This window comes from Streptomyces sp. NPDC090045, from assembly GCF_044747975.1.
In the GTDB taxonomy this organism is placed as follows: domain Bacteria; phylum Actinomycetota; class Actinomycetes; order Streptomycetales; family Streptomycetaceae; genus Streptomyces.
In genome coordinates this window covers 1-26,608 of the sequence record NZ_JBIVFA010000005.1, presented here as the reverse complement: position 1 = coordinate 26,608, position 26,608 = coordinate 1, and the positions used below count along the sequence as shown (strand labels likewise).

Below are 26,608 nucleotides of genomic sequence, written 5' to 3'. Positions count from 1 at the left end.
GCCGGAACGCGTCCGCGAGCCGGACACCCGGTCCGGCTCGGGATCACCCGGCCGATCTGAGACGCTTTACCGGTGAGCACCGCAGAGCAGCAGCCCGAGAACCCCTCCAGTACCCCCGCCGCGCCCGACGCCCTCCTCGGCCCGGCCGACATCCGGGAGCTGGCCGCCGCCCTCGGCGTACGCCCGACGAAGCAGAAGGGGCAGAACTTCGTCATCGACGCCAACACGGTCCGCCGGATCGTGCGGACCGCCGAGGTCCGCCCGGACGACGTGGTCGTCGAGGTCGGCCCGGGCCTGGGCTCGCTGACGCTCGCGCTGCTGGAGGCCGCCGACCGGGTCGTCGCCGTCGAGATCGACGACATCCTGGCCGCCGCGCTGCCCGCCACCATCGAGGCCCGCATGCCCGCGAAGAAGGACCGCTTCGCGCTGGTCCACTCCGACGCGATGCTGGTGACGGAACTGCCCGGCCCGGCGCCGACCGCGCTCGTCGCCAACCTGCCGTACAACGTGGCCGTGCCGGTCCTGCTGACCATGCTCGACCGCTTCCCGACCATCGAGCGGACCCTGGTGATGGTGCAGGCGGAGGTCGCCGACCGGCTGGCCGCCGAGCCCGGCAACAAGGTCTACGGGGTCCCCTCCGTCAAGGCCAACTGGTACGCGCACGTCAAGCGCGCCGGGTCCATCGGCCGCAAGGTCTTCTGGCCCGCCCCGAACGTCGACTCCGGTCTCGTCTCGCTGGTGCGGCGCACCGAACCGATCAAGACCACCGCCTCCAAGGCGGAGGTCTTCGCGGTCGTGGACGCGGCGTTCGCACAGCGCCGCAAGACGCTGCGCGCCGCGCTGGCCGGCTGGGCCGGCTCGGCGGCGGGCGCCGAGGCGGCGCTGGTCGCCGCCGGCATCTCGCCGCAGGCACGCGGCGAATCCCTGACGGTGGAGGAGTTCGCCGCGATCGCCGAGAACAAGCCCGCGGCGGAGAGGCCCGCACTGTGAGCGCGCGCACGACGGGTGTGACCGTACGGGTCCCCGCGAAGGTCAACGTGCAGCTGGCGGTGGGCGCGGCCCGCCCCGACGGCTTCCACGACCTGGCCAACGTCTTCCTCGCCGTGTCGCTGTTCGACGAGGTCACGGCGACCCCGGCCGACACGCTGACGGTGACCTGCGAGGGCCCGGACGCCGACCAGGTACCGCTGGACCGCACCAACCTCGTGGCGCGGGCCGCCGAGATCCTCGCGGCCCGCCACGGCATCGAGCCCGCCGTCCACCTCCACATCGCGAAGAACATCCCGGTGGCCGGAGGCATGGCGGGCGGCAGCGCGGACGGCGCGGGGGCCCTGCTGGCCTGCGACACCCTGTGGGGCCTGGACACCCCGCGCGCCGAACTCCTCGACATCTGCGCGGAGCTCGGCAGCGACGTCCCCTTCAGCCTCGTCGGCGGGGCCGCGCTCGGTACGGGCCGCGGCGAGCTGCTGACGCCGGTGGCCGCGGGGGCGTTCCACTGGGTGTTCGCGGTGGCCGACGGGGGGCTGTCCACCCCGGCGGTGTTCCGCGAGTTCGACCGGCTCACGGCCGCCACCCCGGTCCCGGCCCCCGAAGCCTCCCCGGCCCTGCTCGCGGCCCTGGCCTCGGGCGACCCGAACGCGCTGGGCGCTGCGCTGACCAACGACCTCCAGGCGGCGGCGCTTTCCCTTCGGCCGTCCCTGGCGGACACGCTGTCGGCGGGCACCGGAGCCGGGGCGCTGGCCGCGCTGATCTCGGGCTCGGGCCCCACGACGGCCTTCCTGGTCGCGGACCAGGAGTCGGCCGTCAAGGTCGCTGCCGCGCTGGACGCCTCGGGCACCTGCCGAGCCACCCGCGTGGCGTCCAGCCCGGCCCCGGGCGCCACGGTCCTCCCGTCCTGACCCCGCGGACCGTTGCCGGGGGCCAGCCCCCGGACCCCCGCGCCTCAAACGCCGGCGAGGCTGAAATGCCCGGGGCTCCGCCCCAGACCCCGCGCCTCAATCGCCGGCGGGGCTGGAAAATCCAGCCCCGCCGGCGATTGAGGCGATCTTTTAGCCCCTCCGGCGTTTGAGGAGCGGGGTTCGGGGCGGAGCCCCGGTCTTGAAGCCTCGCCGGCGATTGAGGCGCGCGCGGAGCCCCGGTACCTAGGCCGGAGTTGAGTATCCGCGCCCTGTCGGGAGACGGCCCGGCAGGCGACCGTGGCCCCATGACAGCCAGCGCACGCGACCTCGCCCTCGCCACCCCACCCGGCCGGGACCGGTACGTCGACCTGCTGCGGGTCGCCTCGCTCGGCACCGTCATCGGCGGGCACTGGCTGATGGCCGCCGTGAGCAGCGACGGCATAGGGAACCTGCTCGCCCTCGTGCCCGCCCTCCAGGTGCTCACCTGGGGGCTGCAGGTCATGCCGGTGTTCTTCTTCGTCGGCGGGTTCTCGCACGCCCTGTCCTACCGCTCCCTCGCCCGCCGCAGCGAGACCTCCGTCTACGCCGCCTTCCTCCGGGCCCGGCTCCAGCGGCTGCTGCGCCCCACCCTCGTCTTCGTCCTGGTGTGGGCCGCCGCCGCGCTCGCCGTGCAGCTCGCCGGGCACGGCGGCGGCCGGCTGACCGGGGCCGCGCTGCGCCTGGTCACCCAGCCGCTGTGGTTCATCGGGATCTACCTGGCGATGGTCGCCTTCACCCCGCCCCTGCTGAAGCTGCACGAGCGCCACGGCTGGGCCGCCTTCGCCGCGCTGGCCGGGGCGGCCGCGCTGGTCGACGTACTGCGCTTCGCGTGCGGCGTCCCCTACGTGGAGTTCCTGAACTTCGCCCTCGTCTGGCTCGCCGTCCACCAGCTCGGCTTCCTCCGCGCCGACGGCCGGATCCGCCGGCCCGCCGCCCTCGCCGCCGCGGGACTCGCCGGGGCCGTCCTGCTGGTCGCGTTCGGCCCGTACCCGCTGTCCATGGTCGGGATGCCCGGCGAGAAGGTGTCCAACATGGCCCCGCCCACCCTCGCCCTGCTCGCGCACGGCGTGTGGCTCGTCGGCGCCGTGCAGCTGCTCGCCCGGCCCGCCGCCCGCCTGCTCGCCCGCCCCCGCGTCTGGCGCGGGGTGGTCGCCGCCAACGGCGTCGCCATGACCGCCTTCCTGTGGCACCTCACCGCCATGCTCGGCGTGTACGGGGCCCAGCTCGCCCTCGGCATGGACCTCCCGGCCCCGGCCGGCTCCGCCTGGTGGGCGCAGGTCCCCGTACGGATCCTCGCGGCGGCCGCCCTGACGGCCGTGTTCGTCACGCTGTTCCGCCGCTTCGAGGCCCCGGCCGCCCCGCGCACCGGCACGGCCGGCGGCGCCGCCGGCCCCGTCGCCGCCCTCGGCATCACCCTGTGCCTCCTCGGCATCCTCGGCCTGTCCATGACCGGACTCGGCGGTCTGCTCGACGGCCACAGCGCCACCCTGATCGCCTTCCCCGTCACCGCACCGGTCGCCATCGGGATGGCCCTCGCGGGCGCCCTGCTCGTGGAACGGTCAGCCCCGGCCCGGAGCGTTAGGCTGGGCAGCTGATCCACACCCTCCCCCAGAGTCCGTCCGGGGGTACCCCACCTGGAGCGCGTCTGATGGCCGTCAATCTGGTCAATGTCGAGGCAGTCAGCAAGGTGTACGGCACACGTACCCTGCTGGACAGCATCTCCCTCGGCGTGTCCGAGGGGGACCGGATCGGCGTCGTCGGCCGTAACGGCGACGGCAAGACCACCCTCATCCGGATGCTCGCCAAGCTGGAGGAGCCCGACACCGGCCGCGTCACGCAGTCCGGCGGGCTGCGCATGGGCGTCCTCACCCAGCACGACTCCCTCGATCCCAAGGCGACCATCCGCCACGAGATCATCCGGGACATGGCCGACCACGAGTGGGCCGGCAACGCCAAGATCCGCGACGTGCTCACCGGACTCTTCGGCGGCCTCGACCTGCCCGGCTTCGGCCAGGGCCTCGACACCGTCATCGGCCCGCTCTCCGGCGGCGAGCGCCGCCGCATCGCCCTCGCCAAGCTGCTCATCGCCGACCAGGACCTCCTGATCCTCGACGAGCCCACCAACCACCTCGACGTCGAGGGCATCTCCTGGCTGGCCCAGCACCTCCAGGAGCGCCGCTCCGCGCTCGTCTGCGTCACCCACGACCGCTGGTTCCTCGACCAGGTCTGCACCCGCATGTGGGACGTGCAGCGCGGCTCCGTGTTCGAGTACGAGGGCGGCTACAGCGACTACGTCTTCGCCCGCGCCGAGCGCGACCGCATCGCCGCCACCGAGGAGTCCAAGCGGCAGAACCTGATGCGCAAGGAGCTGGCCTGGCTGCGCCGCGGCGCCCCCGCCCGGACCTCCAAGCCCCGCTACCGCATCGAGGCCGCCAACGAGCTGATCGCCGACGTCCCGCCGCCGCGCGACAAGTCCGAGCTGATGCGGTTCGCCAACGCCCGCCTCGGCAAGACGGTCTTCGACCTCGAGGACGTCGGCGTGCACGCCGGTCCGAAGGAACTGCTCAAGCACCTCACCTGGCACCTGGGCCCCGGCGACCGCGTCGGCCTCGTCGGTGTCAACGGCGCCGGCAAGACCTCCCTGCTGCGCGCCCTGGCCGAGGCCGCCCGCAGCCAGGGCGACGTCCAGCCCGCCGCCGGAAAGATCACCGTCGGCAAGACCGTCAAGCTGGCCTACCTCTCGCAGGAGGTCGGCGAACTCGACCCGTCCCTGCGGGTCCTGGAGGCCGTCCAACGCGTCCGTGACCGCGTCGACCTCGGCAAGGGCCGCGAGATGACGGCGGGCCAGCTGTGCGAGCAGTTCGGCTTCACCAAGGAGAAGCAGTGGACGCCGGTCGGCGACCTCTCCGGCGGCGAGCGGCGCCGGCTGCAGATCCTGCGCCTGCTGATGGACGAGCCCAACGTCCTCTTCCTCGACGAGCCCACCAACGACCTCGACATCGAGACCCTGACCCAGCTGGAGGACCTCCTCGACGGCTGGCCCGGCTCGATGATCGTGATCTCCCACGACCGGTTCTTCATCGAGCGCACCACCGACACGGTGATGGCGCTGCTCGGCGACGCGAGCCTGCGGATGCTTCCGCGCGGCCTGGACGAGTACCTGGAGCGCCGCCGGCGGATGATCGAGGCGGCCTCCCCGGCGCCCGCCCCGGCCGCCGCCGCGGCGGCGAAGACCGCCGCCTCGGTGGACTCCCGCGCCGCGAAGAAGGAACTCCAGAAGATCGAGCGGCAGCTCAACAAGCTCTCCGACCGCGAGGGCAACCTGCACGCCCAGATCGCCGAGAACTCCACCGACTACGACAAGGTGGCCAAGCTCGACGCGGAGCTCCGCGAACTGCTCGCGGACCGCGACGATTTGGAGATGCGCTGGCTGGAGCTGGCCGAGGAGGCCTAGTTTCCGCTCACCCGGCCGGGCCAACTGGCGGGATAACGACGGCATCACGGGCCGGTCCTCCCTTGGGAACAGGGGGTGGACCGGCCCGGTGTTCGAAGGCCGGCAGTGATAGAAAGGTCATCCTCCCCGACCCGCCGAAGCCGAAAGCGTGCGCTGATGACCGAGCCGCCCCAGCCGCCGAACCAGCCACCGACTCCTTCCGGTTACGGTCACCTCCCCGGCCCCCCGCAGCAGGGATACGGATACCCGCAGGGCGAGAACCCGTACGCGCAGCAGGCCCCGTACGCGCAGCAGCCGCCCACCGTCCAGCAGCAGCAGCCGGGCTACGGCTACCCGCAGCCCGCCATGCCCGGCGAGCCCGGCGCCCCCGGGACGCCGCCGAAGAAGAAGCGGACCGCGCTGATCGCCGCCTCGGCCGCCGCGGCCGTCCTCGCCGTCGCGGTCGTCGGCTACTTCGGCTTCTCCGGGGACGACGAGGACCCCAAGCCGCCCGTGGCGCAGGAGCCCACCGACGCCAAGCCCTCCGGCTCCCCTTCCGTGGACAACGGCGACGGCAATGGCAACGGCGGCCAGCAGGCCGACCTCAACTCCGGCCGCAAGCAGGGCGAGGACAAGGTCCTCTGGTTCAAGACCGCCAAGGTCGACGGCCCCGGCATGGGCGTCGAGTCCGCGGCCCAGTGGGTCGCCGGCGACACCGTCGTCAAGAGCGTCTGGAAGTCCCTGAGCGGCTACGCGGTCACCGACGGCAAGGAGAAGTGGACACTCGCCTTCCCCGCCCCGGTCTGCTCCGTCGCCCGGGACACCACCGCCGACGGCAAGACGGCCGTCATGTACAAGGACGGCGAGGGGGAGAGCTCCTCCTGCACGCAGCTGCGCGTGGTCGACCTCAAGACCGGCAAGGAGGTCTGGTCGAAGGAGGTGCCCAAGGAAGGGCTCTTCGACCTCTTCACCAGCCCCACCCTCGCCATGACCGGCGACACCGTCGCCGTCAGCCGCGGCGGCACCGCCAGCGCCTTCAAGATCAGCAACGGTGACAAGCTCTTCGGGAGCGCCATGGGCACCGGCTGCAGGCCCGACGGCTACGAAACCGGCAACGGCAAGATGATCGCCCTCGCCACCTGCAGCGACGCCGACCACAGCGCCGAGGTCCACGGGGTCGACCCCGTCACCGGCCAGAAGGCCTGGGCCTTCCGGCTCCCCAAGAAGTACAAGGTCACCAGCATCTACTCGGTGGACCCGCTCGTCCTCGACATCGGCGACGAGGAGGCCAAGCAGCGCTCCATCGTGGTCCTGGGACCCGACGGGAAGCAGACCGCCACCCTCGCAGGAGAGGGCAGCTTCGTCGTCGGCTGCGGCGACACCGGCGCCTTCCGGGCCCTGACCACCTGCCCCTCGGCCGTCGTCGACGCGGGCACCCTGTACCTCCCCACCGCGGCGGAGTCCGGCAAGGCCAACGAGATCGTCGCCTTCGACCTGGCCACCGGCAAGGCCAAGTGGCGCACCCCGGCCGGCGACAAGCGCACCCTCACCCCGATCAAGGCCGCCAACGGGCAGCTGATCGCCTACCGCAAGGCCGAGGAGGACCAGGGCGGCGAGGTCATCTCCATCCCGGCCGGCGGCGGCACCCCCACCGCACTCCTGCGCCACCCGTCGGGCCCGGCCGCGCCGATCGAGAGCTCCTTCCGCACCCCGAAGCTCGACTACGTGGACGGACGGTTCTTCATCTCCACCTCCCGTCTGCAGGCCAAGGGCACGGACGAGAAGCTCCTGATGGTCTTCGGCAAGTGACAACGCGTCCCACGAGCAGCCCAGCGAGAGGCAAGAGCAACCCATGAGTACCCCGCCGCCCCCCAGCCAGCCGCCGTCCGGCGGCTTCGGCGCGCCGCAGGATCCGCCCCCGGCCCCGGCCGGGGGGACCCCCGCCCCGGGCGGGTTCGGCGCGCCCGTGCCGCCGGCCGGACCCCCGGCCCCGCCCGCCGGCCCCCCTGCCCCGCCGGCCGGACCGCCCGCGCCCGCGCAGCAGCCGGCCGCGCAGCCCGCGTACGGGTACCCGCAGACCGGACCCGGCTACGGCTACCCGCAGCAGCCCGGCACCCCGCCGCCCTTCGGCGCCCCCGGCACCCCGCCGCCCTTCGGCGCTCCCGGCGCCGCGGCCCCCGCCGCCGGCCCCCCGGCCGGCGGCGGCAACGACAAGCGCACCCAGCTGATGATCGTCGGCGCGGCCCTGCTGGCCATCGTCCTCATCGTCGGCGGCGGCCTCTGGTACGTCTCCGGCGACGCGGACGGCACGAAGGACACCGCGGACAGCGGCCCCGCCAAGCCGGGGGACGACAAGTCCCAGCCCGGTGCGGGCGGCAGCGAGAAGGTGCCCTCCAACACCAAGTCGAAGGTGCTGGTCAACCAGCCGAGCCCGACCCCGGACGAGATGGTCCAGGTCCCCGGTTCCTGGCTGACCGACTCCACCTACGTCAAGTCCGACGTGTACAAGATCGTCGGCTACAACGTCGTCGACGGCGGCATGAAGTGGGAGATCCCCCTCCCCGGTGAGCTCTGCGGAGCCTCCCGGCACGCCTCCGACAACAAGACGGCGGTGATCTTCCGGCCCGCGAAGCCCACGGCGGAGGTCAAGTACCCGGCGTGCACCGAGGTCGGCGTCATCGACCTGAACGCCGGCAAGCTCCTCTGGACCGGCCAGGCCAAGGGCGCCACCAGCGGCGACAAGCCCGTGTCCTACTACGAGGTCACCGTCAGCGGGCAGACGGTCGCCGCCGGCGGCCCCTCGGGCGGCGCCGCCTGGAACCTCGCCGACGGCAAGTCCCTGTGGCTGCCCAAGGTCGACGGCGAAGGCTGCCGCGACGTCGGCTACGGCGGCGGCGAGGCCCTCGCCGTCATCCGCAGGTGCGGCCAGAGCTCCACCCCGACCGTGTACGCGCAGGCCCTCGACCCGACCACCGGCGCCCCGCAGTTCTCGTACAAGCTCTCCGCGGGCATCGAGAGCGCCGGCATCGTCTCCACCAAGCCCCTGATCGTCTCCGCCGACGTCGGCAAGACCGCCAAGAACGCCAGCGGCGTCAGCGACCTCTTCGTCCTCGACGCCGCGGGTCAGCTGAAGGCGAAGATCTCGCTCTCCTCCGGCACCTTCGGCGGTGAGTGCAAGACCGAGGTCGAGCGCTGCGCCGGCATGATCGTCGGCAACGGCAAGCTGTACCTGCCCTCCTACGAGCACCAGGGCAAGGACGCCTACGGCAAGACCAACGAGCTGCTCTCCTTCGACCTGGAGACCGGCAAGCAGACCACCGACCGCGCCGACGCGGGCGAGCGGTACAAGCTCTACCCGCTGCGCATGGACGGGTCGAACATCATCGCCTACAAGGAGCCCCCTTTCGACAAGGGCGGCCAGGTCGTCAGCATCGACGGCAAGACGATGAAGGAAACCGTCCTGATGGAGAACCCGTCGGACAAGACCACCCAGCGCATCGAGACGTCCTTCTCGCCCGGCTTCCACGAGTACCGCTACCACAACGGGAAGTTCTTCCTCGCCCGTACCTCGGTCAAGAAGCCGTACTCCGCCACGTCCGAACCGGAGTTCATCTTCTCCTCCTTCACCGCGAGCTGATCCGCCCGCACACCGCAGAAGCCCCCGGAAGGTCCGCCTTCCGGGGGCTTCTGCGCGGTAACCCCCGCGCACCGTCGAACAAGCGTGTAGCTTGCCGGGTCAGAAGGGTGGGGGGTGGGTACCTCAATGGGCGTACGGGTCGTGGTGGTCGACGAGCACCGGCTGCTGGCCGAGGCACTGGCCTCTGCCCTGAAACTGCGCGGCCACCGGGTCCTGGCGGCTGCCGCCCCGGCCGCGGGCGCCGCCGAGCTGGTCATCGGACGGGCCCCGGAGGTCTGCCTGTTCGGGACGGCCACCCCCGCCGAGGCCGGGGTCTTCGAGCCCGTCGTCCGCATCAAGCGGGAGCGCCCGCAGATCGCCGTCGTCGTCCTCGGCCCGGTGCCGAGCCCGCGCGGGATCGCGGCCGCCTTCGCCGCCGGCGCCTCCGGGTACGTACGCCAGGACGAGCGCATCGAGGGCGTGGAGCGGGCGCTGGCCAAGGCGCGGGCGGGCGAGGTGGCGATCGCCCCGCAGCTGCTGCAGGGCGCCTTCGGCGAGCTCCTGAACCCCGCCGCCCAGCCCGACGACGAGGGCAGCCGGCTGCTGCGCCTGCTCACCCCGCGCGAGGTGGAGGTGCTGGTGCGGGTCGCCGAGGGCGAGGACACCCGGCTGATCGCCGCGGGCATGGAGATCGCGCCGAGCACCGCCCGTACGCACGTGCAGCGGGTGCTGATGAAGCTGGGCGTGGGATCGCGGCTGGAGGCGGCCGCGCTGGCCGCCCGTACCGGCCTGCTGGACCGGGCGCTGCCGGTGCGGCCGGCCGCCGCCGCGCGGGACTGACGCACCGGCGCGCACCGGCGGGCCCGCGGGCTGCCCGCCTCTCGCCCGGCGCCGATTTCCCCGCGGGCGTCGAATCGGGTAAGCCAGTGTCCTAGCACGCGCACGCTCCCGCGCGTGCTCCCCCGCGAGAGGCAGTAGGCGAGTGAGCAAGTACCTGGTAACCGGTGGCGCCGGATATGTCGGCAGCGTGGTCGCGGCCCACCTCCTGGAGGCCGGCCACGAGGTCACGGTCCTCGACGACCTCAGCACCGGCTTCCGCGTCGGCGTCCCGGCGGGCGCCGCCTTCATCGAGGGCCGCATCCAGGACGCCGCCCGCCACCTGGACTCCTCCTACGAGGCGGTGCTGCACTTCGCGGCCTCCTCGCAGGTCGGCGAGTCCGTGGTGAACCCGGGCAAGTATTGGGAGAACAACGTCGGCGGCACGCTCGCCCTGCTCGGCGCGATGCGCGGGGCCGGCGTGCGCAAGCTGGTGTTCTCCTCCACCGCCGCCACCTACGGGGAGCCGACGGAGGGCCTGCTCACCGAGGCCTCGGTGACCGCGCCGACCAACCCGTACGGCGCCTCGAAGCTGGCCGTCGACCACATGATCGCGGGGGAGTGCGTGGCGCACGGCCTGGCCGCGGTGTCCCTGCGCTACTTCAACGTGGCCGGGGCCTACGGGGAGTTCGGCGAGCGGCACACCCCCGAGACGCACCTGATCCCGCTGGTCCTCCAGGTCGCGCTGGGCGAGCGCGAGTCGATCTCGGTGTTCGGCGAGGACTACCCGACCCCGGACGGCACCTGCGTGCGCGACTACATCCACGTCGCCGACCTGGCGGAGGCCCACCTGGCCGCCCTGCGGGTCGCCGCCGAGGGCGAGCACCTGATCTGCAACCTGGGCAACGGCAGCGGGTTCTCGGTCCGCGAGGTCGTCGAGACCGTCCGCAAGGTCACCGGCCGGGAGATCCCCGAGGTCGTCGCCCCGCGCCGGGCCGGCGACCCCGCGATGCTGGTCGCCTCCGCGCGCACGGCCCACGAGCGCCTCGGCTGGACCCCGAGCCGCTCGGACCTGACCGGCATCATCACGGACGCGTGGAACTTCGCGCGCACGCACACCTCCTGACCCACGGGTAACCCCCCGGAACACCGCTGTCCTGCGCGCCCCCCGCACCCTGCCCGGTGCGGGGGGCGCGTGCGTTCGAGCCGTGCGCCGCGACCGGGCGCTGTGCGCGGGCGCCCGGCGTGCACAAGCCGGGTGAATTGCCCCCCGCGCAACTGCCCGTGGCACGCGCCGGTGCGGAAGCCGCCATCCGGACCTGTGGGACGGGTGATTTCAAGCCACCACAAAGGCGGTTCAGAACGCCTGCGCCGGAAAATCGCTGGGAAAACTTCTGCTATTCGGCCAACCGTGAGCGGCCCCCGGCCCTACGCTGATGCGTGACACCGGTGGGGGCCGGTGTTGATTCAGGGGTCGAGACAAGTCGGGTACGGCGTCCGGTCCGGGGTAGTGCAGAGGTGTCACGGCGGCGGCCGGGGCAGCTGCGGATCACCCGGTCCGGGCGCCGTACCCGCCATCGTCCGTTCCCCTACCCTTGGGGGTTTTGTGGTTCGTATCCGGGTTCTCGTCGTCGACGATCACCGCATCTTCGCCGAATCGCTCGCAGCCGCGCTCGCGGCCGAGCCGGACGTGGACGTGTCCGCGGCCGGCAGCGGTCCCGCCGCGCTGCGCTGCCTCGAACGCGCGGTGGCCGAGGGCCGCCGCTTCGACGTCCTGCTGGTCGACGCCGATCTCGGCGCGGTCGCCGGGGCCTTGCCCGCCCAGCGGGAGCCGGGCTCCGGGCCGCCGCCGCCCGGCGCGGACGGGATCGCGCTGGTCGCCGGGGTGCGGGTGACCCACCCCGGGGTCCGTACGGTCGTGCTCGCCGAGCGCGACGACCCCCGCCGGGCCGCGCACGCGCTGCAGGCCGGGGCCTCGGGCTGGGTGGCGAAGGACTGCTCGCTCTCGCGGCTGCTGGCCGTGATCCGCGGGGTCCTGCGGGAGGAGACCCACCTGCCGCCCGCGCTGCTGACCGGAGTGCTCCGGGAGTTGACCGCGGCGCGCAAGCACCGCACGGACAGCGAGCGGCTCGTGGAGTCGCTCACCCCGCGCGAACACGAGGTGCTGCGCTGCATGGTGGCGGGGCTGGGCCGCAAGGACGTGGCCGCGCGCCTGTTCCTGTCCCCGCACACCGTCCGCACCCACATGCAGAACGTGCTGGGCAAGCTCGGGGTGCACTCCACCCTGGCGGCGGTGGCGCTGGCCCGGAGGGCCGGGGTGCGACCGGCGGACCTAGCCGGGGATGTTGTCGAACGGAGCGGTCAACTGGCGTAGCAGCCCGGCGAGATCACCGCGCTGGTTCTGCGAGAGCTGGGCGAGGATCGCCCGCTCCTGCGCCAGCAGCCCGGCGAGGGCCTGGTCCGCACGGTCCCGGCCCTCGGGGGTGAGCCGCACCAGGACCCCGCGGCGGTCGCTGGGGTCCGGGAGCCGCTCGACGAGGCCCTTCTTGGCGAGCCGGTCGATGCGGTTGGTCATGGTGCCGGAGGTGACCAGGGTCTGGGTCAACAGCTGGCCGGGGGAGAGCTGGTAGGGCGCGCCGGCCCGGCGCAGCGACGTCAGGACGTCGAACTCCCAGGGCTCCAGGCCGTGCTCGGAGAAGGCCAGCCTGCGGGCGCGGTCGAGATGGCGCGCGAGCCTGCTGACGCGGCTCAGTACCTCGAGCGGTTCCACGTCGAGGTCAGGGCGCTCCCGCCGCCATGCCGCCACCAGTCGGTCGACCTCGTCCTCCATGCGGATCAGTGTAAGGGGTCTGTCGATGTGAAGTCTCTTCACACCGAGTATCTTGATCACAAGTATCTTGACATCGAGATATAAACCGCGCGAGCATGGGGCATGGAGGGGGCCGGAACAGATTCCGCTTCCGACCGCCCCGCCAGCAGGGAGGCTCGAACATGTATTCCGATACCGCGCACTCCGGGACCCCCACGTCCACCGCGCCCTCCGCCCCCACCTGGGATCCCCAGCAGTACCTCCGGCACGCAGGCCATCGCACACGGCCCTTCCTGGACCTCCTCACCCGCATACCCGAGCTCCCCACCCGGCCCGCCCGCATCGCCGACCTCGGCTGCGGCCCCGGCAATGTCACCGCGCTCCTCGCCGACCGCTGGACCGGCGCCCGCATCACCGGCTTCGACCTCTCCCCGGAGATGCTCGAGCGCGCCGCCAAGGAGCACGCCGGGCCCACCACCGGCGGCGGCAGGCTCGACTTCCGCCACGGGGACCTAGCCGGCTGGCTCCCCGAGGAGCCCTACGACCTGATCGTGTCCAACGCCGCCCTGCAGTGGGTCCCCGGCCACGCCGGCTCCTTCGGCGCCTGGATCAACGGCCTGCGCCACGGCGGCACCTTCGCCTTCCAGATCCCCGGCAACTTCACCGCCCCCGGCCACGCCCTGCTCGCCGAACTGTGCGACACCCCGCGCTGGCGCTCCCGGCTCGCCGGCCACGGCGCCCGCTACATCCACATCCTCGAACCCGCCGAATACCTTGCCCGGTTCACCGCGCTCGGCTGCTCCGCCGACGTCTGGGAGACCACCTACCACCAACTGCTCCAGGGCCCCGACCCCGTACTCGACTGGGTCAAGGGCACCGCCCTGCGGCCCGTCCTCACCGCACTCGGCGACGACCGCGAAGCCGCGGACGCCTTCCTCGCCGAATACCGCGACCGGCTGCGCGTGGCCTACCCGGCCGGGCCCCGCGGCACCGTCTTCCCGTTCCGCCGGATCTTCGCCGTCGCCCGCAAGGAGGCCTGACCGTGCTCACCGCCGTCGACCACGTCCAACTCGCCGCGCCGCCGGACTCGGAGGACCGGCTCCGCGCGTACTACACCGACGTACTCGGCATGATCGAGATCCCCAAACCTCCCGTCCTCGCCGCGCGCGGGGGCTGCTGGTTCGCCGCCGGGCCCGTACAGCTGCACCTCGGCATCGAAGAGGACTTCCGGCCCGCCCGCAAAGCCCATCCCGGGCTGCGGGTGACCGGGATCGAGGCGTACGCGAGCAGACTCGAGGAGCGGGGGGCCAAGGTCGTCTGGGACGACGACCTGCCCGGCCACCGCCGCTTCTACTCCGAGGACCCCGTCGGCAACCGGCTCGAATTCCTTGAAGAGCACGCCCTGGAACCGCAGGCCCTGGAAGAGTGCGGCTGACCCCACTGACCAGGCCCGCACCACACGACGGCGCCCCGCCACCGGAAATCCGGTGACGGGGCGCCGTCGTACGCGCACTGCGGTGCCCGGCCCTCGCGGCCGGCGCTCAGCTCTTGCGGCGGCCCACCAGCTGCGGCTTCGACTCCAGCCCGTCCAGCCCGTGCCAGGCCAGGTTCACCAGGTGCGCGGCCACCTCGGCCTTCTTCGGCTTGCGGACGTCCAGCCACCACTGCCCGGTCAGCGCCACCATCCCGACCAGCGCCTGCGCGTACAACGGCGCCAGCTTGGGATCGAAGCCCCGCGCCTTGAACTCCAGACCCAGGATGTCCTCGACCTGCGTGGCGATGTCGCTGATCAGCGAGGCGAAGGTACCGGTCGACTGGGCCACGGGGGAGTCCCGGACCAGGATCCGGAAACCGTCCGTGTACGACTCGATGTAGTCCAGCAGCGCGAACGCCGCCTGCTCCAACAGCTCCCGCGGATGCCCGGCCGTCAGCGCCCCCGTCACCCCGTCCAGCAACTGGCGCATCTCCCGGTCCACGACCACCGCGTACAGGCCCTCCTTGCCCCCGAAGTGCTCGTACACCACCGGCTTCGACACCCCGGCCTTCGCCGCGATCTCCTCCACCGACGTGCCCTCGAAGCCCTTCTCCGCGAACAGGGTCCGGCCGATGTCCAGCAGTTGCTGGCGCCGCTCCGCGCCCGTCATCCGGACCCGGCGGCCGCGCCTGGGCTTGTCGCTGCTGGAATTACTGCCGTCGATCGCCACGCCCCCCATCATGCCGCTTTCGCGTCGCTTTCCCTGCGCCGGGCGTCGATGCGGGCCGCCGACGGCCAGCGCACGTCCGTGGCCCAGCCCAGCTGCTCGAACCAGCGGATCAGCCGCGCGCTGGAGTCGATCTGGCCGCGCAGCACACCGTGCCGCGCCGAGGTCGGATCGGCGTGGTGCAGGTTGTGCCAGGACTCCCCGCAGGAGAGCACCGCCAGCCACCACACGTTGCCACTGCGGTCCCGGGACTTGAACGGCCGCTTGCCCACCGCGTGGCAGATCGAGTTGATCGACCACGTCACGTGGTGCAGCAGCGCGACCCGCACCAGCGAACCCCAGAAGAACGCCGTGAACGCGCCCCACCAGGACATCGTCACCAAACCACCCACCAGCGGCGGGATCGCCAGCGACAGCATCGTCCAGAAGATGAAGTCGCGCGAGATCCGCCGGATCGCCGGATCCTTGATCAGGTCGGGCGCGTACTTCTGCTGATCGGTCTGCTCCTCGTCGAAGAGCCAGCCGATGTGCGCCCACCACAGCCCCTTCATCAGGGCCGGCAGCGTCTCCCCGAACCGCCACGGCGAATGCGGGTCGCCCTCGTGGTCCGAGTACTTGTGGTGCTTGCGGTGATCCGCCACCCAGCGCACCAGCGGCCCCTCCACCGCCATCGAACCCATCACGGCCAACACGATCCGCAGCGGCCGCTTCGCCTTGAAGGAACCGTGCGTGAAGTAACGGTGGAAACCGATGGTGATCCCGTGGCAGGCCAGGAAGTACATGAACACCATCAGGCCCAGGTCCAGCCAGCTCACCCCCCAGCCCCACGCCAGCGGGACGGCCGCCAGCAGGGCCACGAAGGGAACGGTGATGAACAGCAGCAGAGCGATCTGCTCGATGGACCGCTTGCTCTCGCCTCCGAGGGTCGCGGACGGCGCAGATGTCTCGGAGGGCGCCGCGGCACCCTCGATCAGATCGGGACTGGTGGTCATGGGTGTCCCCTGGGGGGTGAGAGAAGTCGGCAGGCTCCCTGGCTACGAACCCTACGGACCCGTAACCTACGGCATCGTAAGTATGGCAAAGCGGGGTCCCAGGGCAAGAGGAGCGCGGCCGCGGTGAAGACGCGCCCGCCGACAGGGCGCGCGCGCCGCCTGGTGAGACGTCTGCCCGGGCACACACGTCGGACACCTATCCTGGTCCCGTCGGACAGCGCGGTCCGCACGGGCAGCCCGAGCTGCGCATCAGGAGCGACGATCCCCCGGACACCGTCCGCAGGGGCATCGGAGCGCGCGGCCGGCAGCCCACCGCCCAGTAGCGCTCGAACACTGCAAGGAGCCGCACCTGTGAGCAGTGCTGACCAGGCCCCCCAGGGCCAGGCCCCCGTCACCCCGGCCGCCACCGCCAACGCGGAACTGCGCGCGGACATCCGCCGCCTCGGCGACCTCCTCGGGGAGACCCTCGTACGCCAGGAGGGCCAGGAACTCCTCGACCTCGTCGAAAAGGTGCGCGCCCTCACCCGCACGGACGGCGAAGCCGCCGCCGAGCTGCTCGGCGACACCGACCTGGAGACCGCCGCCAAGCTCGTACGCGCCTTCTCCACCTACTTCCACCTCGCCAACGTCACCGAGCAGGTGCACCGCGGCAAGGAACTGCGCGCCCACCGTGCCGCCGAGGGCGGGCTCCTCGCCCGCACCGCCGACATGCTGAAGGACGCCGACCCCGAACACCTGCGCGAGACGGTCAAGAACCTCAACGTCCGCCCCGTCTTCACCGCACACCCCACCGAGGCGGCCCGCCGCAGCGTCCTCAACAAGCTGCGCCGCATCGCCGCCCTCCTGGAGGAGCCCGTCACCGGCGCCGGCGACCGCCGCCGCCACGACCTGCGGCTCGCCGAGAACATCGACCTCGTCTGGCAGACCGACGAACTGCGCGTGGTCCGCCCCGAGCCCGCCGACGAGGCCCGCAACGCCATCTACTACCTCGACGAGCTGCACGCCGGCGCCGTCGGCGACGTCCTCGAAGACCTCGCCGCCGAGCTCCAGCGCGTCGGCGTCGAGATCCCCGCCGGCACCCGCCCGCTCACCTTCGGCACCTGGATCGGCGGCGACCGCGACGGCAACCCCAACGTCACCCCCGACGTCACCCGCGACGTGCTGATCCTCCAGCACGAGCACGGCATCACCGACGCACTCGAACTCATCGACTTCCTGCGCGGACTCCTCTCCAACTCCATCCGCTACACCGGGGCCACCGAGGAACTCCTCGCCTCCCTCCAGGCCGACCTCGAACGCCTCCCCGAGATCAGCCCGCGCTACAAGCGGCTGAACGCCGAGGAGCCGTACCGCCTCAAGGCCACCTGCATCCGGCAGAAGCTCCTCAACACCCGCGAGCGCCTCGCCAAGGGCACCCCGCACGAGGAAGGCCGCGACTACCTCGGCACCGCCGAGCTGCTCACCGACCTCACCCTCATCCAGACCTCCCTGCGCGAGCACCGCGGCGCCCTCTTCGCCGACGGCCGCATGGACCGCACCATCCGCACCCTCGCCGCCTTCGGCCTCCAGCTCGCCACCATGGACGTACGCGAGCACGCCGACGCCCACCACCACGCGCTCGGGCAGCTCTTCGACCGCCTCGGCGAGGAATCCTGGCGCTACGCCGACATGCCCCGCGACTACCGCGGCAAGCTCCTCGCCAAGGAACTGCGCTCCCGCCGCCCGCTGGCCCCGACCCCCGCGCCCCTCGACGCCGCCGGCCAGAAGACCCTCGGCGTCTTCCTCGCCATCAAGGACGCCTTCGAGAAGTTCGGCCCCGAGGTCATCGAGTCCTACATCATCTCGATGTGCCAGGGCGCCGACGACGTCTTCGCCGCCGCCGTCCTCGCTCGCGAAGCCGGCCTCATCGACCTCCACGGCGGCTGGGCCAAGATCGGCATCGTCCCGCTCCTGGAGACCACCGACGAGCTCCGCGCCGCCGACGTCATCCTCGACGAGATGCTCGCCGACCCCTCCTACCGGCGCCTCGTCTCCCTGCGCGGCGACGTCCAGGAGGTCATGCTCGGCTACTCCGACTCCAGCAAGTTCGGCGGCATCACCACCAGCCAGTGGGAGATCCACCGCGCCCAGCGGCGCCTGCGCGACGTCGCCCACCGCTACGGCGTCCGCCTGCGCCTCTTCCACGGCCGCGGCGGCACCGTCGGCCGCGGCGGCGGCCCCTCCCACGACGCGATCCTCGCCCAGCCCTGGGGCACCCTCGAAGGCGAGATCAAGGTCACCGAGCAGGGCGAGGTCATCTCCGACAAGTACCTCGTCCCCTCCCTCGCCCGCGAGAACCTCGAACTGACCGTCGCGGCCACCCTGCAGGCCTCCGCCCTGCACACCGCGCCCCGCCAGTCCGACGAGGCCCTCGCCCGCTGGGACGCGGCCATGGACACCGTCTCCGACGCCGCCCACGCCGCCTACCGCGCACTCGTCGAGGACCCGGACCTCCCCGCGTACTTCTTCGCCGCGACCCCCGTCGACCAGCTCGCCGACCTCCACCTCGGCTCGCGCCCCTCCCGCCGCCCCGACTCGGGCGCCGGCCTCGACGGCCTGCGCGCCATCCCCTGGGTCTTCGGCTGGACCCAGTCCCGCCAGATCGTCCCCGGCTGGTACGGAGTCGGCTCCGGCCTCAAGGCCCTGCGCGAAGCCGGACAGCAGGACGCCCTCACCGAAATGGGCGAGCGCTGGCACTTCTTCCGCAACTTCCTGTCCAACGTCGAGATGACCCTGGCCAAGACCGACCTGCGGATCGCCCGCCACTACGTCGACACCCTCGTACCCGACCACCTCAAGCACGTCTTCACCCGCATCGAGGCCGAGCACGAGCTCACCGTCAACGAGGTCCTGCGCATCACCGGCGGCAGCCGTCTCCTGGACTCCAACCCGGTCCTCCAGCAGACCTTCGCCGTCCGCGACGCCTACCTCGACCCCATCTCCTACCTCCAGGTCTCCCTCCTGGCCCGCCAGCGCGCAGCCGCCGCCCGCGGCGAAGAGGCCGACCCCCTCCTCGCCCGCGCCCTGCTGCTCACCGTCAACGGCGTCGCCGCGGGCCTGCGCAACACCGGCTGAGCCCCCGGGCCCGGACACGACGGAGCCCCCGCACCGGCCGGTGCGGGGGCTCCGTCACGTCCGGCAGGAGCCGGCCGCGTCCGTCAGGAGTTGTACGTGGACTGCGCGCGCTCCAGGCCCTCCTGGATCAGGCACTCCACCGAGTCGGCGGCCCGGTCCACGAACCAGTCCAGCTCCTTGCGCTCCGTGGACGAGAAGTCCTTCAGCACGAAGTCCGCGACCTGCATCCGGCCCGGCGGCCGGCCGATGCCGCAGCGCACCCGGTGGTAGTCCGGGCCCATCGACTTCGTCATCGACTTCAGACCGTTGTGGCCGTTGTCCCCGCCGCCCAGCTTCAGCCGCAGCGTCGGGTAGTCGATGTCCAGCTCGTCGTGGACCGCGACGATCCGGTCCAGCGGCACCTTGTAGAAGTCGCGCAGGGCCGTCACCGGGCCGCCGGACAGGTTCATGTACGTCATCGGCTTCGCCAGCACCACCCGGCGGTTCGCCGGTCCCGGCGCGCCGATACGGCCCTCGACCACCTGGGCCCGGGCCTTGTGCGCCTTGAACTTCCCGCCGATCCGCTCCGCCAGCAGGTCGGCCACCATGAAGCCGATGTTGTGGCGGTTGCCCGCGTACTCCGGTCCGGGATTGCCGAGGCCGACGATCAGCCAGGGTGCCGCGTCGTCCGACATCAAAAGCTCCTTAAGGCCTTGAACGAAGACGACCGCCGTCCCGCTCCAGTGGAGCCGGACGGCGGTCGGTCAGCAACTGCTGAGGGGGAAGGGCGAGGCTCAGGCCTCGGTGCCCTCGGCGGCCTCGGCGGCCGGCTCCTCGGCCTGCGGGGCCACGACCTGCAGGACGGCGATGTCGCCGTCGACGGCCAGGGTGGTGCCCGCCGGGAGGACCAGGTCCTTGGCGTGGATGGTGGCGCCGGCCTCGAGGCCCGCGATGGAGACGGTGACCTCGGTCGGGATGTGGGTGGCCTCGGCCTCGACGGAGATCGTGTTCTGCAGGGTCTCCAGCATGTTGCCGCCGGCGGCCAGCTCGCCCTCGGTGACGATCGCGACGTCGACGGTGACCTTCTCGCCCTTCTTGACGATCAGGAAGTCGACGTGCGAGACCGAGCGCTTCAGCGGGTGCTTCTGCACGGCCTTCGGGATGACCAGCTCGGTGCCCTCGCCCGCGATGTCCAGGGAGATCAGCACGTTCGGGGTACGCAGCGCCAGCTGAAGGGCGTGGGCGTCGACGTTGACGTGCTTCGGGTCGGTGCCGTGGCCGTAGATGACGGCGGGGGTCAGGGCGTCACGACGGGCCTGACGGGCAGAGCCCTTGCCGAAAACGGTGCGGACCTTGGCGGAAAGCTTGACCTCGGACATGCTCACTCCTCGTGGGGTGACGGAAATAAGGACGACAGTCACCCGGCCGGAACGGCCTGCTACGAAGAGCGCGTCGATAACGGAGCATCCGTACCGGAAACAGGTACGGCCTCCCTCGCCGAGCAACTCATGGAGTGTACCCGGCGGGGGAGGCCGCACCAAAAACGATCTACCGCGGAGCGGTTACTGCTGCTCCTCGAAGAGGCTGGTGACCGAACCGTCCTCGAAGACCTCGCGCACCGCGCGCGCGATCATCGGGGCGATCGACAGCACCGTGATCTTGTCGAGCTCCAGGTCGGACGGGTCCGGCAGGGTGTTCGTGAACACGAACTCGCTGACCTTGGAGTTCTTCAGACGGTCGGCGGCCGGGCCCGACAGGATGCCGTGCGTGGCCGTCACGATGACGTCCTCGGCGCCGTGCGCGAACAGCGCGTCGGCCGCGGCGCAGATGGTGCCACCGGTGTCGATCATGTCGTCGACCAGGACGCAGACGCGGCCCCGGACCTCACCGACGACCTCGTGGACGGTCACCTGGTTGGCGACGTCCTTGTCACGGCGCTTGTGCACGATGGCCAGCGGCGCGTCCAGACGGTCGCACCAGCGGTCGGCCACGCGCACGCGGCCGGCGTCCGGGGAGACGATCGTCAGCTTGGTGCGGTCCACCTTGGCGCCCACGTAGTCCGCGAGGACGTTCAGGGCCGACAGGTGGTCAACCGGGCCGTCGAAGAAGCCCTGGATCTGGTCCGTGTGCAGGTCGACCGTGAGGATGCGGTCCGCACCCGAGGTCTTCAGCAGGTCCGCGACCAGGCGGGCCGAGATCGGCTCGCGGCCCTTGTGCTTCTTGTCCTGGCGGGCGTACCCGTAGGACGGGATGATCACGGTGATGGAACGCGCCGACGCGCGCTTCAGCGCGTCGATCATGATCAGCTGCTCCATGATCCACTTGTTGATCGGAGCCGTGTGGCTCTGGATCAGGAAGCAGTCCGCGCCGCGAGCCGACTCCTGGAAGCGAACGTAGATCTCACCGTTCGCGAAGTCGAAAGCCTTGGTCGGCACGAGGCCGACACCCAGCTGGTGCGCGACCTCCTCGGCCAGCTCGGGGTGGGCGCGGCCGGAGAAGAGCATGAGCTTCTTCTCGCCGGTCGTCTTGATCCCGGTCACAGCACTGTCTCCTCAGACGTGTTGAAGCTGCTCGCCCCCATGTGCGTCCGTCCCGCACACGGTGAGCCAGCCGAATTGCGTGCACCTATCACGGTACGCCGTCGCGGGCGTACCTGTTTCCGGTCAGTTCACCTCAGTGGCGCTCGGCGTCCTCCGGGGCCGCCGACTGCGCCGCCGCGGCGGCCGCACTGCCCGGACGCTTGCGGGCCACCCAGCCCTCGATATTCCGCTGCTGGCCACGGGCCACGGCCAGGGCGCCGGGCGGCACATCCTTGGTGATCACGGATCCGGCCGCCGTGTAGGCGCCGTCCCCGATCGTGACGGGAGCCACAAACATGTTGTCCGAGCCCGTCTTGCAGTGTGAGCCGACGGTGGTGTGGTGCTTGTGCTCACCGTCGTAGTTCACGAAGACGCTCGCGGCGCCGATGTTCGTGTACTCGCCGATCGTCGCGTCGCCCACGTAGGACAGGTGCGGCACCTTGGTGCCCTCGCCGATCGTCGCGTTCTTCATCTCGACGTACGTGCCGGCCTTGGCCTTCGCGCCGAGGTTCGTGCCCGGACGCAGGTAGGCGAACGGCCCCACGGTCGCCTGCGGGCCCACGACCGCGCTCTCCGCGACCGTGTTGTCCACCCGGGCGCCCGCGCCCACCTGTGTGTCCTTCAGGCGGGAGTTCGGGCCGACCTCGGCGCCCTCGGCGATGTGCGTGGCGCCCAGCAGCTGGGTGCCGGGGTGCACGATCGCGTCCTGCCCGAAGGTGACGGTCACGTCGACGAAGGTGCTGGCCGGGTCGACGACCGTCACGCCCGCGAGCATGGCCTGCTCCAGCAGGCGCGCGTTCAGCAGCGCGCGGGCCTCGGCCAGCTGGACGCGGTTGTTGATCCCGAGGATCTGGCGGTGGTCGCTGCCGACGGCCGCGCCGACGCGGTGCCCCGCCTCGCGCAGGATGCCGAGGACGTCGGTGAGGTACTCCTCGCCCTGGCTGTTGTCGGTACGGACCTTGCCGAGCGCGTCGGCGAGCAGGGCCCCGTCGAAGGCGAAGACGCCGGAGTTGATCTCGCGGATCGCCCGCTGGGCGTCGGAGGCGTCCTTGTGCTCGACGATGGCCGTCACGGCGCCGCCGGCGTCGCGGACGATGCGTCCGTAGCCGGTGGAGTCCGGCACCTCGGCGGTGAGCACGGTGACGGCGTTGCCGTCGGCCTCGTGCGTCGCCGCCAGCTGCCGCAGCGTCTCCCCGGTCAGCAGCGGGGTGTCGCCGCAGACCACGATCACGGTCCCGTCGACCGGGCCGCCGAGCTCTTCGATGGCCATGCGGACGGCGTGCCCGGTGCCGTTCTGCTCGTACTGGACGGCGGTGCGGACGCCGGCGTCGACGTCGGCCAGGTGCGCGGTGACCTGCTCCCGGGCGTGCCCGACGACCACGACGAGGTGGGCGGGGTCCAGCTCACGGGAGGCGGCGACGACGTGACCGACGAGCGAGAGCCCGCAGATCTCGTGCAGAACCTTGGGAGTGGCCGACTTCATGCGGGTGCCTTCACCCGCTGCGAGTACGACGACGGCTGCCGGGCGGTTGGCGCTCACGGGGATGCCCTTCGGCTTCGGGGGTGGACCCGTGAAGGATACCGGGGGGTCAAGGTCCCGAAACGAGGCCGGGTCCCGACCTTTGTGGTCAGGACCCGAAATTGAGCAGCTTGCCTTTGAGCTCCCGGAGAAGGATTCGAACCCTCATTCAATGGACCAAAACCATTTGTCCTGCCCTTAGACGATCCGGGATGGTTCGCCTGCTATGTCCGATTCCGTTGATCGGGATTCGGCGCAGCCCCTACTATGCCGCACCACCAGCCTTCGATGCGACGGTACAGATCGGCGCTTTGCAGAACACGAATCGCCAAGCAGCCGTGATAGCTCTCGCCGGTGTTCTTCCGCGTGGTTCTGGGATTGTGCCGCTTGAGGGTCGTCTTGAGGAATTGCGAGGTGTCCGCGCCGGTGAGGTCGGCCCAGAACCTTTCCGCGCCGGAGGCGTCGGCCGTCTCGTGGATCATCAGGCTGTAGCGGAGGTGTTCGTCCTTGACGCCGAGTAGGCGCAGCCAGGCGAGGTGCAGGCGAATCACGTCCGGGTCGCTGTTGACGAAGATCACGCGTTCGCGCCGGGCGTACGCCTTGTCCTTGCTGCCCTCCGCCCAGTAGAGGCCGACGCCCACGAGGAAGAGCTCCCGGTTCGAGAGCGGGCCGATGTCGCGTGCCGCGGCGTCCTTCACCTCCTGTCTTTCCGTCTCCCGCAGCTGGAGGGTCCGCTCCCATCCGCGCTTGGCCATGGCGGACGCCTCTTCCTTGCTGCGCGGGCGGTGGGGCTTCGGGAGGTCTCGGACCCAGAGGGAGATCGAGCTCTTTGAGCAGCCCAGTTCGACCTGGATCCGGTCGTAGGTCATGCCCTGGAGGCGGAGTTCCCGGGCGCGGGCGCGGACGTCGTCCTTGGCGTTCGGGCGCTTCGTCCATTCGGGTGGTGCTTCGCCGTCGAGGAGGCGGTTGAGGATGTCGTTGTTGTGGACGGCGAGGCGGTCGCGGATCTGGCGGCGGCTGAGGCCCTCGCGGCGGAGGGCGACCGCCTGTTCGCGGAGGTCCTCGAAGGTCGCGCTTCCCGTGCGGAGGCCGCCGGTGCCGTCGCCGGGGCGACGTCGGGTTTCGGTCATGTCGCCAATCTCGTCCGGAATGTGGGATTCAGGTCTCGACCAGCGGGCGTTTCCGTCGTACGTGCGATTACTCGAGGTTCTCGGGATTTTCGTTCGACCGTGTGCTGGGGGCGCTGCGTACGCTGGACGGCATGACCAGTACGGGGGAAGTGGAAGGCCGCGCTGGGCCGCCTTTGTGGTGGGCGCAGCGGCGGGATGCCGTGGTGGACGTGCTGCTCGGCGGGGTGTCCGCCGTCGAGTGTGCGTGGGAGGGCGTGATCTTCGCCCGTGAGGCGGGGCTGCCGACGGCGGTCGGGTTGGCGTTCGGGCTGGTGGTCGGGAGCACGCTCGTGCTGCGGCGGCGGTGGCCGATCGCCGTGGTGCTCGTGGGGATCGCCGTGGCGCCCGCCGCGATGGGGTTCCTGCTCTCGGTGGTGGGGATGTACTCGCTCGCCTCCTCCGAGGTGCCCCGGCGGATCATCGCCACGCTCGCCTCGATGTCGCTGGTCGCGACCTTCGTGGTGATGTACGTGCAGACCCGCGGGGACGTGGAGGCCGATCCGACGCTCGTGGTCGCGCTGTCCGGGTTCGTCGCGGTGGCGCTGACCGTGCCGCCCTTGCTGCTCGGGCTCTACATCGGGGCCCGGCGGCGGCTGATGGAGAGCCTGCAGGAACGGGCGGACTCGCTGGAGCGGGAGCTGTCGCTGCTGGCGGACCGGGCGGAGGAGCGGGCCGAGTGGGCCCGTACGGAGGAGCGGACCCGGATCGCGCGGGAGATGCACGACGTGGTCGCGCACCGGGTGTCGCTGATGGTGGTGCACGCGGCCGCGCTGGAGGCGGTGGTGGCGAAGGATCCGGCGCGGGCCGCGAAGAACGCCGCGCTGGTGGGTGACATGGGGCGGCAGGCGCTGACGGAGCTGCGGGAGATGCTCGGCGTGCTCAGGGCGGCGCCGAAGCCGGTCCCGGCTGCGGCCGGTCCGGCCGTCGTCGCTCCGGCTGCCGCGGCCATGGTGGCCGCCGCCGTGCCGGTGGCCTCGGTCGCGCTCGCGGGGGGTGCCGAGGAGGGGCCCTCGCTCGACGAGCTGGAGGCGTTGGTCGGGCAGTCGCGGGCGGCCGGGATGGTCGTGGAGATGCTGGTGCAGGGCGAGGGGGCGGCGTACGCGGCGGAGGTCGAGCAGACGGCGTACCGCGTGGTGCAGGAGGCGCTCACCAACTGCCACAAGCACGCTCCGGGCGCGCAGGTCGTGGTGCGGCTCGCGCACCGCGGCGCGGAGGTGGCGATGCAGGTGGAGAACGGGCCGTGCGAGGGGCCGGCGGACGGGGTCGGGGTCGGGCTGCCGAGCGGGGGGAACGGGCTGCTGGGGATGCGGGAGCGGGTGCTCGGGCTGGGCGGGGTGTTCGTGTCGGGGCCGACGGATGCGGGGGGTTTCCGGGTGTCGGCGGTACTGCCGGTCCGCTAGGTCGCTGGGCGCTGGCCTTGGCGGGGGCCGGGGGGCCGGGGTGCCGGTGTGCGGAGGTCCGGTGCCGCGCCGTTGCGGGGGCGCTGCCCCCGCGCCTCAAACGCCGGCGGGGCTGAGTTGGGCGGTGCCGGTCCGCGGGGCGTCGGCCTCGGCTGGCTGGGCCGTGCCTTCGGACCAAGCGGTCGGAGGGCCGGCTGCGCCGGGGCCGGGCCGGTTGGCTGCACCGCTCGGGCCGGGCCGGGGCGGGCCAGCTGCGCTGGTGCGGCTTGGGCCGGGTGTGTTCCGGGGCGTCTCCTCGGGCGTCGAACGTGTCGGGGGGTCGGTGGGCCGGGGCACCTTGCGTTCGACGCCCTGCGGGGAGCGCCCCTGCACACACCCGTCCCTGGCCCGACCGGCTGCCCCGATCCCTCAGCCCCGCCGCACCATCCAGCGCTGACGCACCAATCCAGCCCCGCCGCACCACTCCAGCCCCGCCGGCGTTTGAGGCGCGGGGTCCGGGGCGGAGCCCCGATCTTTGAGCCGCACCAACCCGCCCCGCCAGAGCCGCGCTGGGGGGCGGCCGGCCAGGGCACCTTGTGTTCGACGCCCTGCGGGGAGCGCCCCTGCACACACCCGACCCCGCACCATCCAGCCTCGCCGCACACCCCAGCCCCTCCGGCGTTTGAGGAGCGGGGTGCGGGGCGGAGCCCCGGTATTTCAGCCTCGCCGGCGTTTGAGGCGTGGGGGTCCCCCCGGACGGAGTCTGGGGGAGGGTCTGGGGCGGAGCCCCGGGCTTTGAGCCGCCCGCCGGAGCCGTGCTGGGGGTCGGCCGGGGCACCTTGCGTTCGGCGTCCTGCGAGGCGCGCCCCGGCTGCCCTGCCGGGAGGGGCCACCCCTGTGGCTAGAGCGGCAGGGTCGCGGTGACGAGCCAGCCGCCTTCGGGGGTGGGGCCGGCGGTGAAGGAGCCGCCTAGTACTGCAACGGTGTTTGGCGTGACTGGTAGCCAGGCTGGTCGTTGGTCAGGTTATGGGTGGGCTCTTTGGTGATGTGAGGGTGTGGGCGGCG

General features: G+C 72.0%; 21 protein-coding genes and 1 tRNA gene. 13 read left to right on the top strand and 9 right to left on the bottom strand.

Features of this window, described 5'->3' with window-relative positions:
- Positions 1-72: 72 nt before the first annotated feature.
- From rsmA to ACIPYQ_RS15415, 9 genes are all read left to right on the top strand, one after another.
- Positions 73-990, top strand: coding sequence for a 16S rRNA (adenine(1518)-N(6)/adenine(1519)-N(6))-dimethyltransferase RsmA (rsmA, locus tag ACIPYQ_RS15455; protein ID WP_361767226.1), 918 nt, complete (start codon positions 73-75; stop codon positions 988-990).
- Positions 987-1,898: a 4-(cytidine 5'-diphospho)-2-C-methyl-D-erythritol kinase gene (locus ACIPYQ_RS15450; protein ID WP_401250931.1), complete on the top strand. Its 912-nt coding sequence runs from the start codon at positions 987-989 to the stop codon at positions 1,896-1,898. Before rsmA ends, ACIPYQ_RS15450 begins: the two co-directional genes overlap by 4 nt.
- A gap of 305 nt (positions 1,899-2,203) precedes the next feature.
- Positions 2,204-3,532 carry an acyltransferase gene (locus tag ACIPYQ_RS15445; protein ID WP_401250928.1) on the top strand — a complete coding sequence of 443 codons (1,329 nt, stop codon included), beginning with the start codon at positions 2,204-2,206 and terminating at the stop codon, positions 3,530-3,532.
- Between the two features lie 53 nt (positions 3,533-3,585).
- Positions 3,586-5,391 carry an ABC-F family ATP-binding cassette domain-containing protein gene (locus ACIPYQ_RS15440; protein WP_361767235.1) on the top strand — a complete coding sequence of 602 codons (1,806 nt, stop codon included), beginning with the start codon at positions 3,586-3,588 and terminating at the stop codon, positions 5,389-5,391.
- A gap of 156 nt (positions 5,392-5,547) precedes the next feature.
- Positions 5,548-7,179 (top strand): PQQ-binding-like beta-propeller repeat protein, encoded by a 1,632-nt coding sequence (locus tag ACIPYQ_RS15435; protein WP_401250925.1) that lies wholly within the window; start codon positions 5,548-5,550, stop codon positions 7,177-7,179.
- Positions 7,180-7,222: 43 nt separating this feature from the next.
- The gene (locus tag ACIPYQ_RS15430) at positions 7,223-9,007 is read left to right on the top strand and encodes a PQQ-binding-like beta-propeller repeat protein (protein WP_401250922.1); all 1,785 of its coding nucleotides are present in this window, start codon (positions 7,223-7,225) and stop codon (positions 9,005-9,007) included.
- Positions 9,008-9,133: 126 nt separating this feature from the next.
- A complete protein-coding gene (locus ACIPYQ_RS15425) occupies positions 9,134-9,826 on the top strand; it encodes a LuxR C-terminal-related transcriptional regulator (RefSeq protein ID WP_361767301.1) in 693 nt (230 codons plus the stop codon).
- Positions 9,827-9,968: 142 nt separating this feature from the next.
- Complete coding sequence (galE, locus tag ACIPYQ_RS15420; protein WP_361767244.1) at positions 9,969-10,928, top strand: UDP-glucose 4-epimerase GalE; 960 nt, start codon at positions 9,969-9,971, stop codon at positions 10,926-10,928.
- Between the two features lie 480 nt (positions 10,929-11,408).
- Positions 11,409-12,176 (top strand): response regulator transcription factor, encoded by a 768-nt coding sequence (locus ACIPYQ_RS15415; RefSeq protein WP_361767247.1) that lies wholly within the window; start codon positions 11,409-11,411, stop codon positions 12,174-12,176.
- On the opposite strand, the gene ACIPYQ_RS15410 is transcribed toward ACIPYQ_RS15415, so the two are convergent.
- Positions 12,135-12,632, bottom strand: a complete 498-nt coding sequence (locus ACIPYQ_RS15410) for a MarR family winged helix-turn-helix transcriptional regulator (protein WP_030386194.1) — start codon at positions 12,630-12,632, stop codon at positions 12,135-12,137. The genes ACIPYQ_RS15415 and ACIPYQ_RS15410 overlap by 42 nt on opposite strands.
- Before the next feature lie 161 nt (positions 12,633-12,793).
- On the opposite strand from ACIPYQ_RS15410, the gene ACIPYQ_RS15405 reads away from it, so the two are divergent.
- Together ACIPYQ_RS15405 and ACIPYQ_RS15400 are read left to right on the top strand one after the other, a co-directional pair.
- Positions 12,794-13,651 (top strand): trans-aconitate 2-methyltransferase, encoded by an 858-nt coding sequence (locus tag ACIPYQ_RS15405; protein ID WP_401250917.1) that lies wholly within the window; start codon positions 12,794-12,796, stop codon positions 13,649-13,651.
- 2 nt (positions 13,652-13,653) lie between these two features.
- Complete coding sequence (locus ACIPYQ_RS15400; RefSeq protein ID WP_361767253.1) at positions 13,654-14,046, top strand: VOC family protein; 393 nt, start codon at positions 13,654-13,656, stop codon at positions 14,044-14,046.
- Between the two features lie 106 nt (positions 14,047-14,152).
- Here the strand turns inward: ACIPYQ_RS15400 and ACIPYQ_RS15395 are convergent, their stop codons facing one another.
- Both ACIPYQ_RS15395 and ACIPYQ_RS15390 read right to left on the bottom strand, forming a co-directional pair.
- Entirely contained in the window at positions 14,153-14,827 is a 675-nt protein-coding gene (locus tag ACIPYQ_RS15395) for a TetR/AcrR family transcriptional regulator (RefSeq protein ID WP_184791550.1), read from the bottom strand.
- Positions 14,824-15,804, bottom strand: a complete 981-nt coding sequence (locus tag ACIPYQ_RS15390) for a fatty acid desaturase (protein ID WP_361767256.1) — start codon at positions 15,802-15,804, stop codon at positions 14,824-14,826. The genes ACIPYQ_RS15395 and ACIPYQ_RS15390 overlap by 4 nt, the downstream gene beginning before the upstream one ends.
- A gap of 351 nt (positions 15,805-16,155) precedes the next feature.
- Between ACIPYQ_RS15390 and ppc the strand changes: the two genes are divergently transcribed.
- Positions 16,156-18,918 carry a phosphoenolpyruvate carboxylase gene (gene ppc / locus ACIPYQ_RS15385; RefSeq protein WP_361767259.1) on the top strand — a complete coding sequence of 921 codons (2,763 nt, stop codon included), beginning with the start codon at positions 16,156-16,158 and terminating at the stop codon, positions 18,916-18,918.
- Positions 18,919-19,001: 83 nt separating this feature from the next.
- Here the strand turns inward: ppc and pth are convergent, their stop codons facing one another.
- The 6 genes from pth to ACIPYQ_RS15355 form a co-directional block, all read right to left on the bottom strand.
- Positions 19,002-19,592, bottom strand: coding sequence for an aminoacyl-tRNA hydrolase (pth, locus tag ACIPYQ_RS15380; protein ID WP_388832449.1), 591 nt, complete (start codon positions 19,590-19,592; stop codon positions 19,002-19,004).
- A 99-nt stretch (positions 19,593-19,691) separates the two neighbouring features.
- Positions 19,692-20,276 carry a 50S ribosomal protein L25/general stress protein Ctc gene (locus ACIPYQ_RS15375; RefSeq protein WP_361767268.1) on the bottom strand — a complete coding sequence of 195 codons (585 nt, stop codon included), beginning with the start codon at positions 20,274-20,276 and terminating at the stop codon, positions 19,692-19,694.
- A 183-nt stretch (positions 20,277-20,459) separates the two neighbouring features.
- A complete protein-coding gene (locus ACIPYQ_RS15370; protein ID WP_352212621.1) occupies positions 20,460-21,437 on the bottom strand; it encodes a ribose-phosphate diphosphokinase in 978 nt (325 codons plus the stop codon).
- A 133-nt stretch (positions 21,438-21,570) separates the two neighbouring features.
- A complete protein-coding gene (glmU, locus tag ACIPYQ_RS15365; RefSeq protein WP_401250910.1) occupies positions 21,571-23,016 on the bottom strand; it encodes a bifunctional UDP-N-acetylglucosamine diphosphorylase/glucosamine-1-phosphate N-acetyltransferase GlmU in 1,446 nt (481 codons plus the stop codon).
- Positions 23,017-23,137: 121 nt separating this feature from the next.
- Positions 23,138-23,208: transfer RNA gene (locus ACIPYQ_RS15360), tRNA-Gln, on the bottom strand.
- 11 nt (positions 23,209-23,219) lie between these two features.
- Positions 23,220-24,125, bottom strand: a complete 906-nt coding sequence (locus tag ACIPYQ_RS15355; protein ID WP_401250907.1) for a hypothetical protein — start codon at positions 24,123-24,125, stop codon at positions 23,220-23,222.
- A gap of 131 nt (positions 24,126-24,256) precedes the next feature.
- Between ACIPYQ_RS15355 and ACIPYQ_RS15350 the strand changes: the two genes are divergently transcribed.
- Positions 24,257-25,564: a sensor histidine kinase gene (locus ACIPYQ_RS15350; RefSeq protein WP_401250904.1), complete on the top strand. Its 1,308-nt coding sequence runs from the start codon at positions 24,257-24,259 to the stop codon at positions 25,562-25,564.
- Positions 25,565-26,608 lie beyond the last annotated feature (1,044 nt).

Excerpts from the sequence above, each read along its gene's own strand:
- ACIPYQ_RS15395 (WP_184791550.1), bottom strand. The coding sequence starts at position 14,827 with ATGATGGGGGGCGTGGCGATCGACGGCAGTAATTCCAGCAGCGACAAG.
- ACIPYQ_RS15350 (WP_401250904.1), top strand. The coding sequence starts at position 24,257 with ATGACCAGTACGGGGGAAGTGGAAGGCCGCGCTGGGCCGCCTTTGTGG.
- pth (WP_388832449.1), bottom strand. The coding sequence starts at position 19,592 with ATGTCGGACGACGCGGCACCCTGGCTGATCGTCGGCCTCGGCAATCCC.
- ACIPYQ_RS15375 (WP_361767268.1), bottom strand. The coding sequence starts at position 20,276 with ATGTCCGAGGTCAAGCTTTCCGCCAAGGTCCGCACCGTTTTCGGCAAG.
- ACIPYQ_RS15430 (WP_401250922.1), top strand. The coding sequence starts at position 7,223 with ATGAGTACCCCGCCGCCCCCCAGCCAGCCGCCGTCCGGCGGCTTCGGC.
- ACIPYQ_RS15435 (WP_401250925.1), top strand. The coding sequence starts at position 5,548 with ATGACCGAGCCGCCCCAGCCGCCGAACCAGCCACCGACTCCTTCCGGT.
- ACIPYQ_RS15445 (WP_401250928.1), top strand. The coding sequence starts at position 2,204 with ATGACAGCCAGCGCACGCGACCTCGCCCTCGCCACCCCACCCGGCCGG.
- ACIPYQ_RS15440 (WP_361767235.1), top strand. The coding sequence starts at position 3,586 with ATGGCCGTCAATCTGGTCAATGTCGAGGCAGTCAGCAAGGTGTACGGC.
- ACIPYQ_RS15390 (WP_361767256.1), bottom strand. The coding sequence starts at position 15,804 with ATGACCACCAGTCCCGATCTGATCGAGGGTGCCGCGGCGCCCTCCGAG.
- ACIPYQ_RS15425 (WP_361767301.1), top strand. The coding sequence starts at position 9,134 with ATGGGCGTACGGGTCGTGGTGGTCGACGAGCACCGGCTGCTGGCCGAG.
- ACIPYQ_RS15410 (WP_030386194.1), bottom strand. The coding sequence starts at position 12,632 with ATGGAGGACGAGGTCGACCGACTGGTGGCGGCATGGCGGCGGGAGCGC.
- ACIPYQ_RS15405 (WP_401250917.1), top strand. The coding sequence starts at position 12,794 with ATGTATTCCGATACCGCGCACTCCGGGACCCCCACGTCCACCGCGCCC.
- ACIPYQ_RS15355 (WP_401250907.1), bottom strand. The coding sequence starts at position 24,125 with ATGACCGAAACCCGACGTCGCCCCGGCGACGGCACCGGCGGCCTCCGC.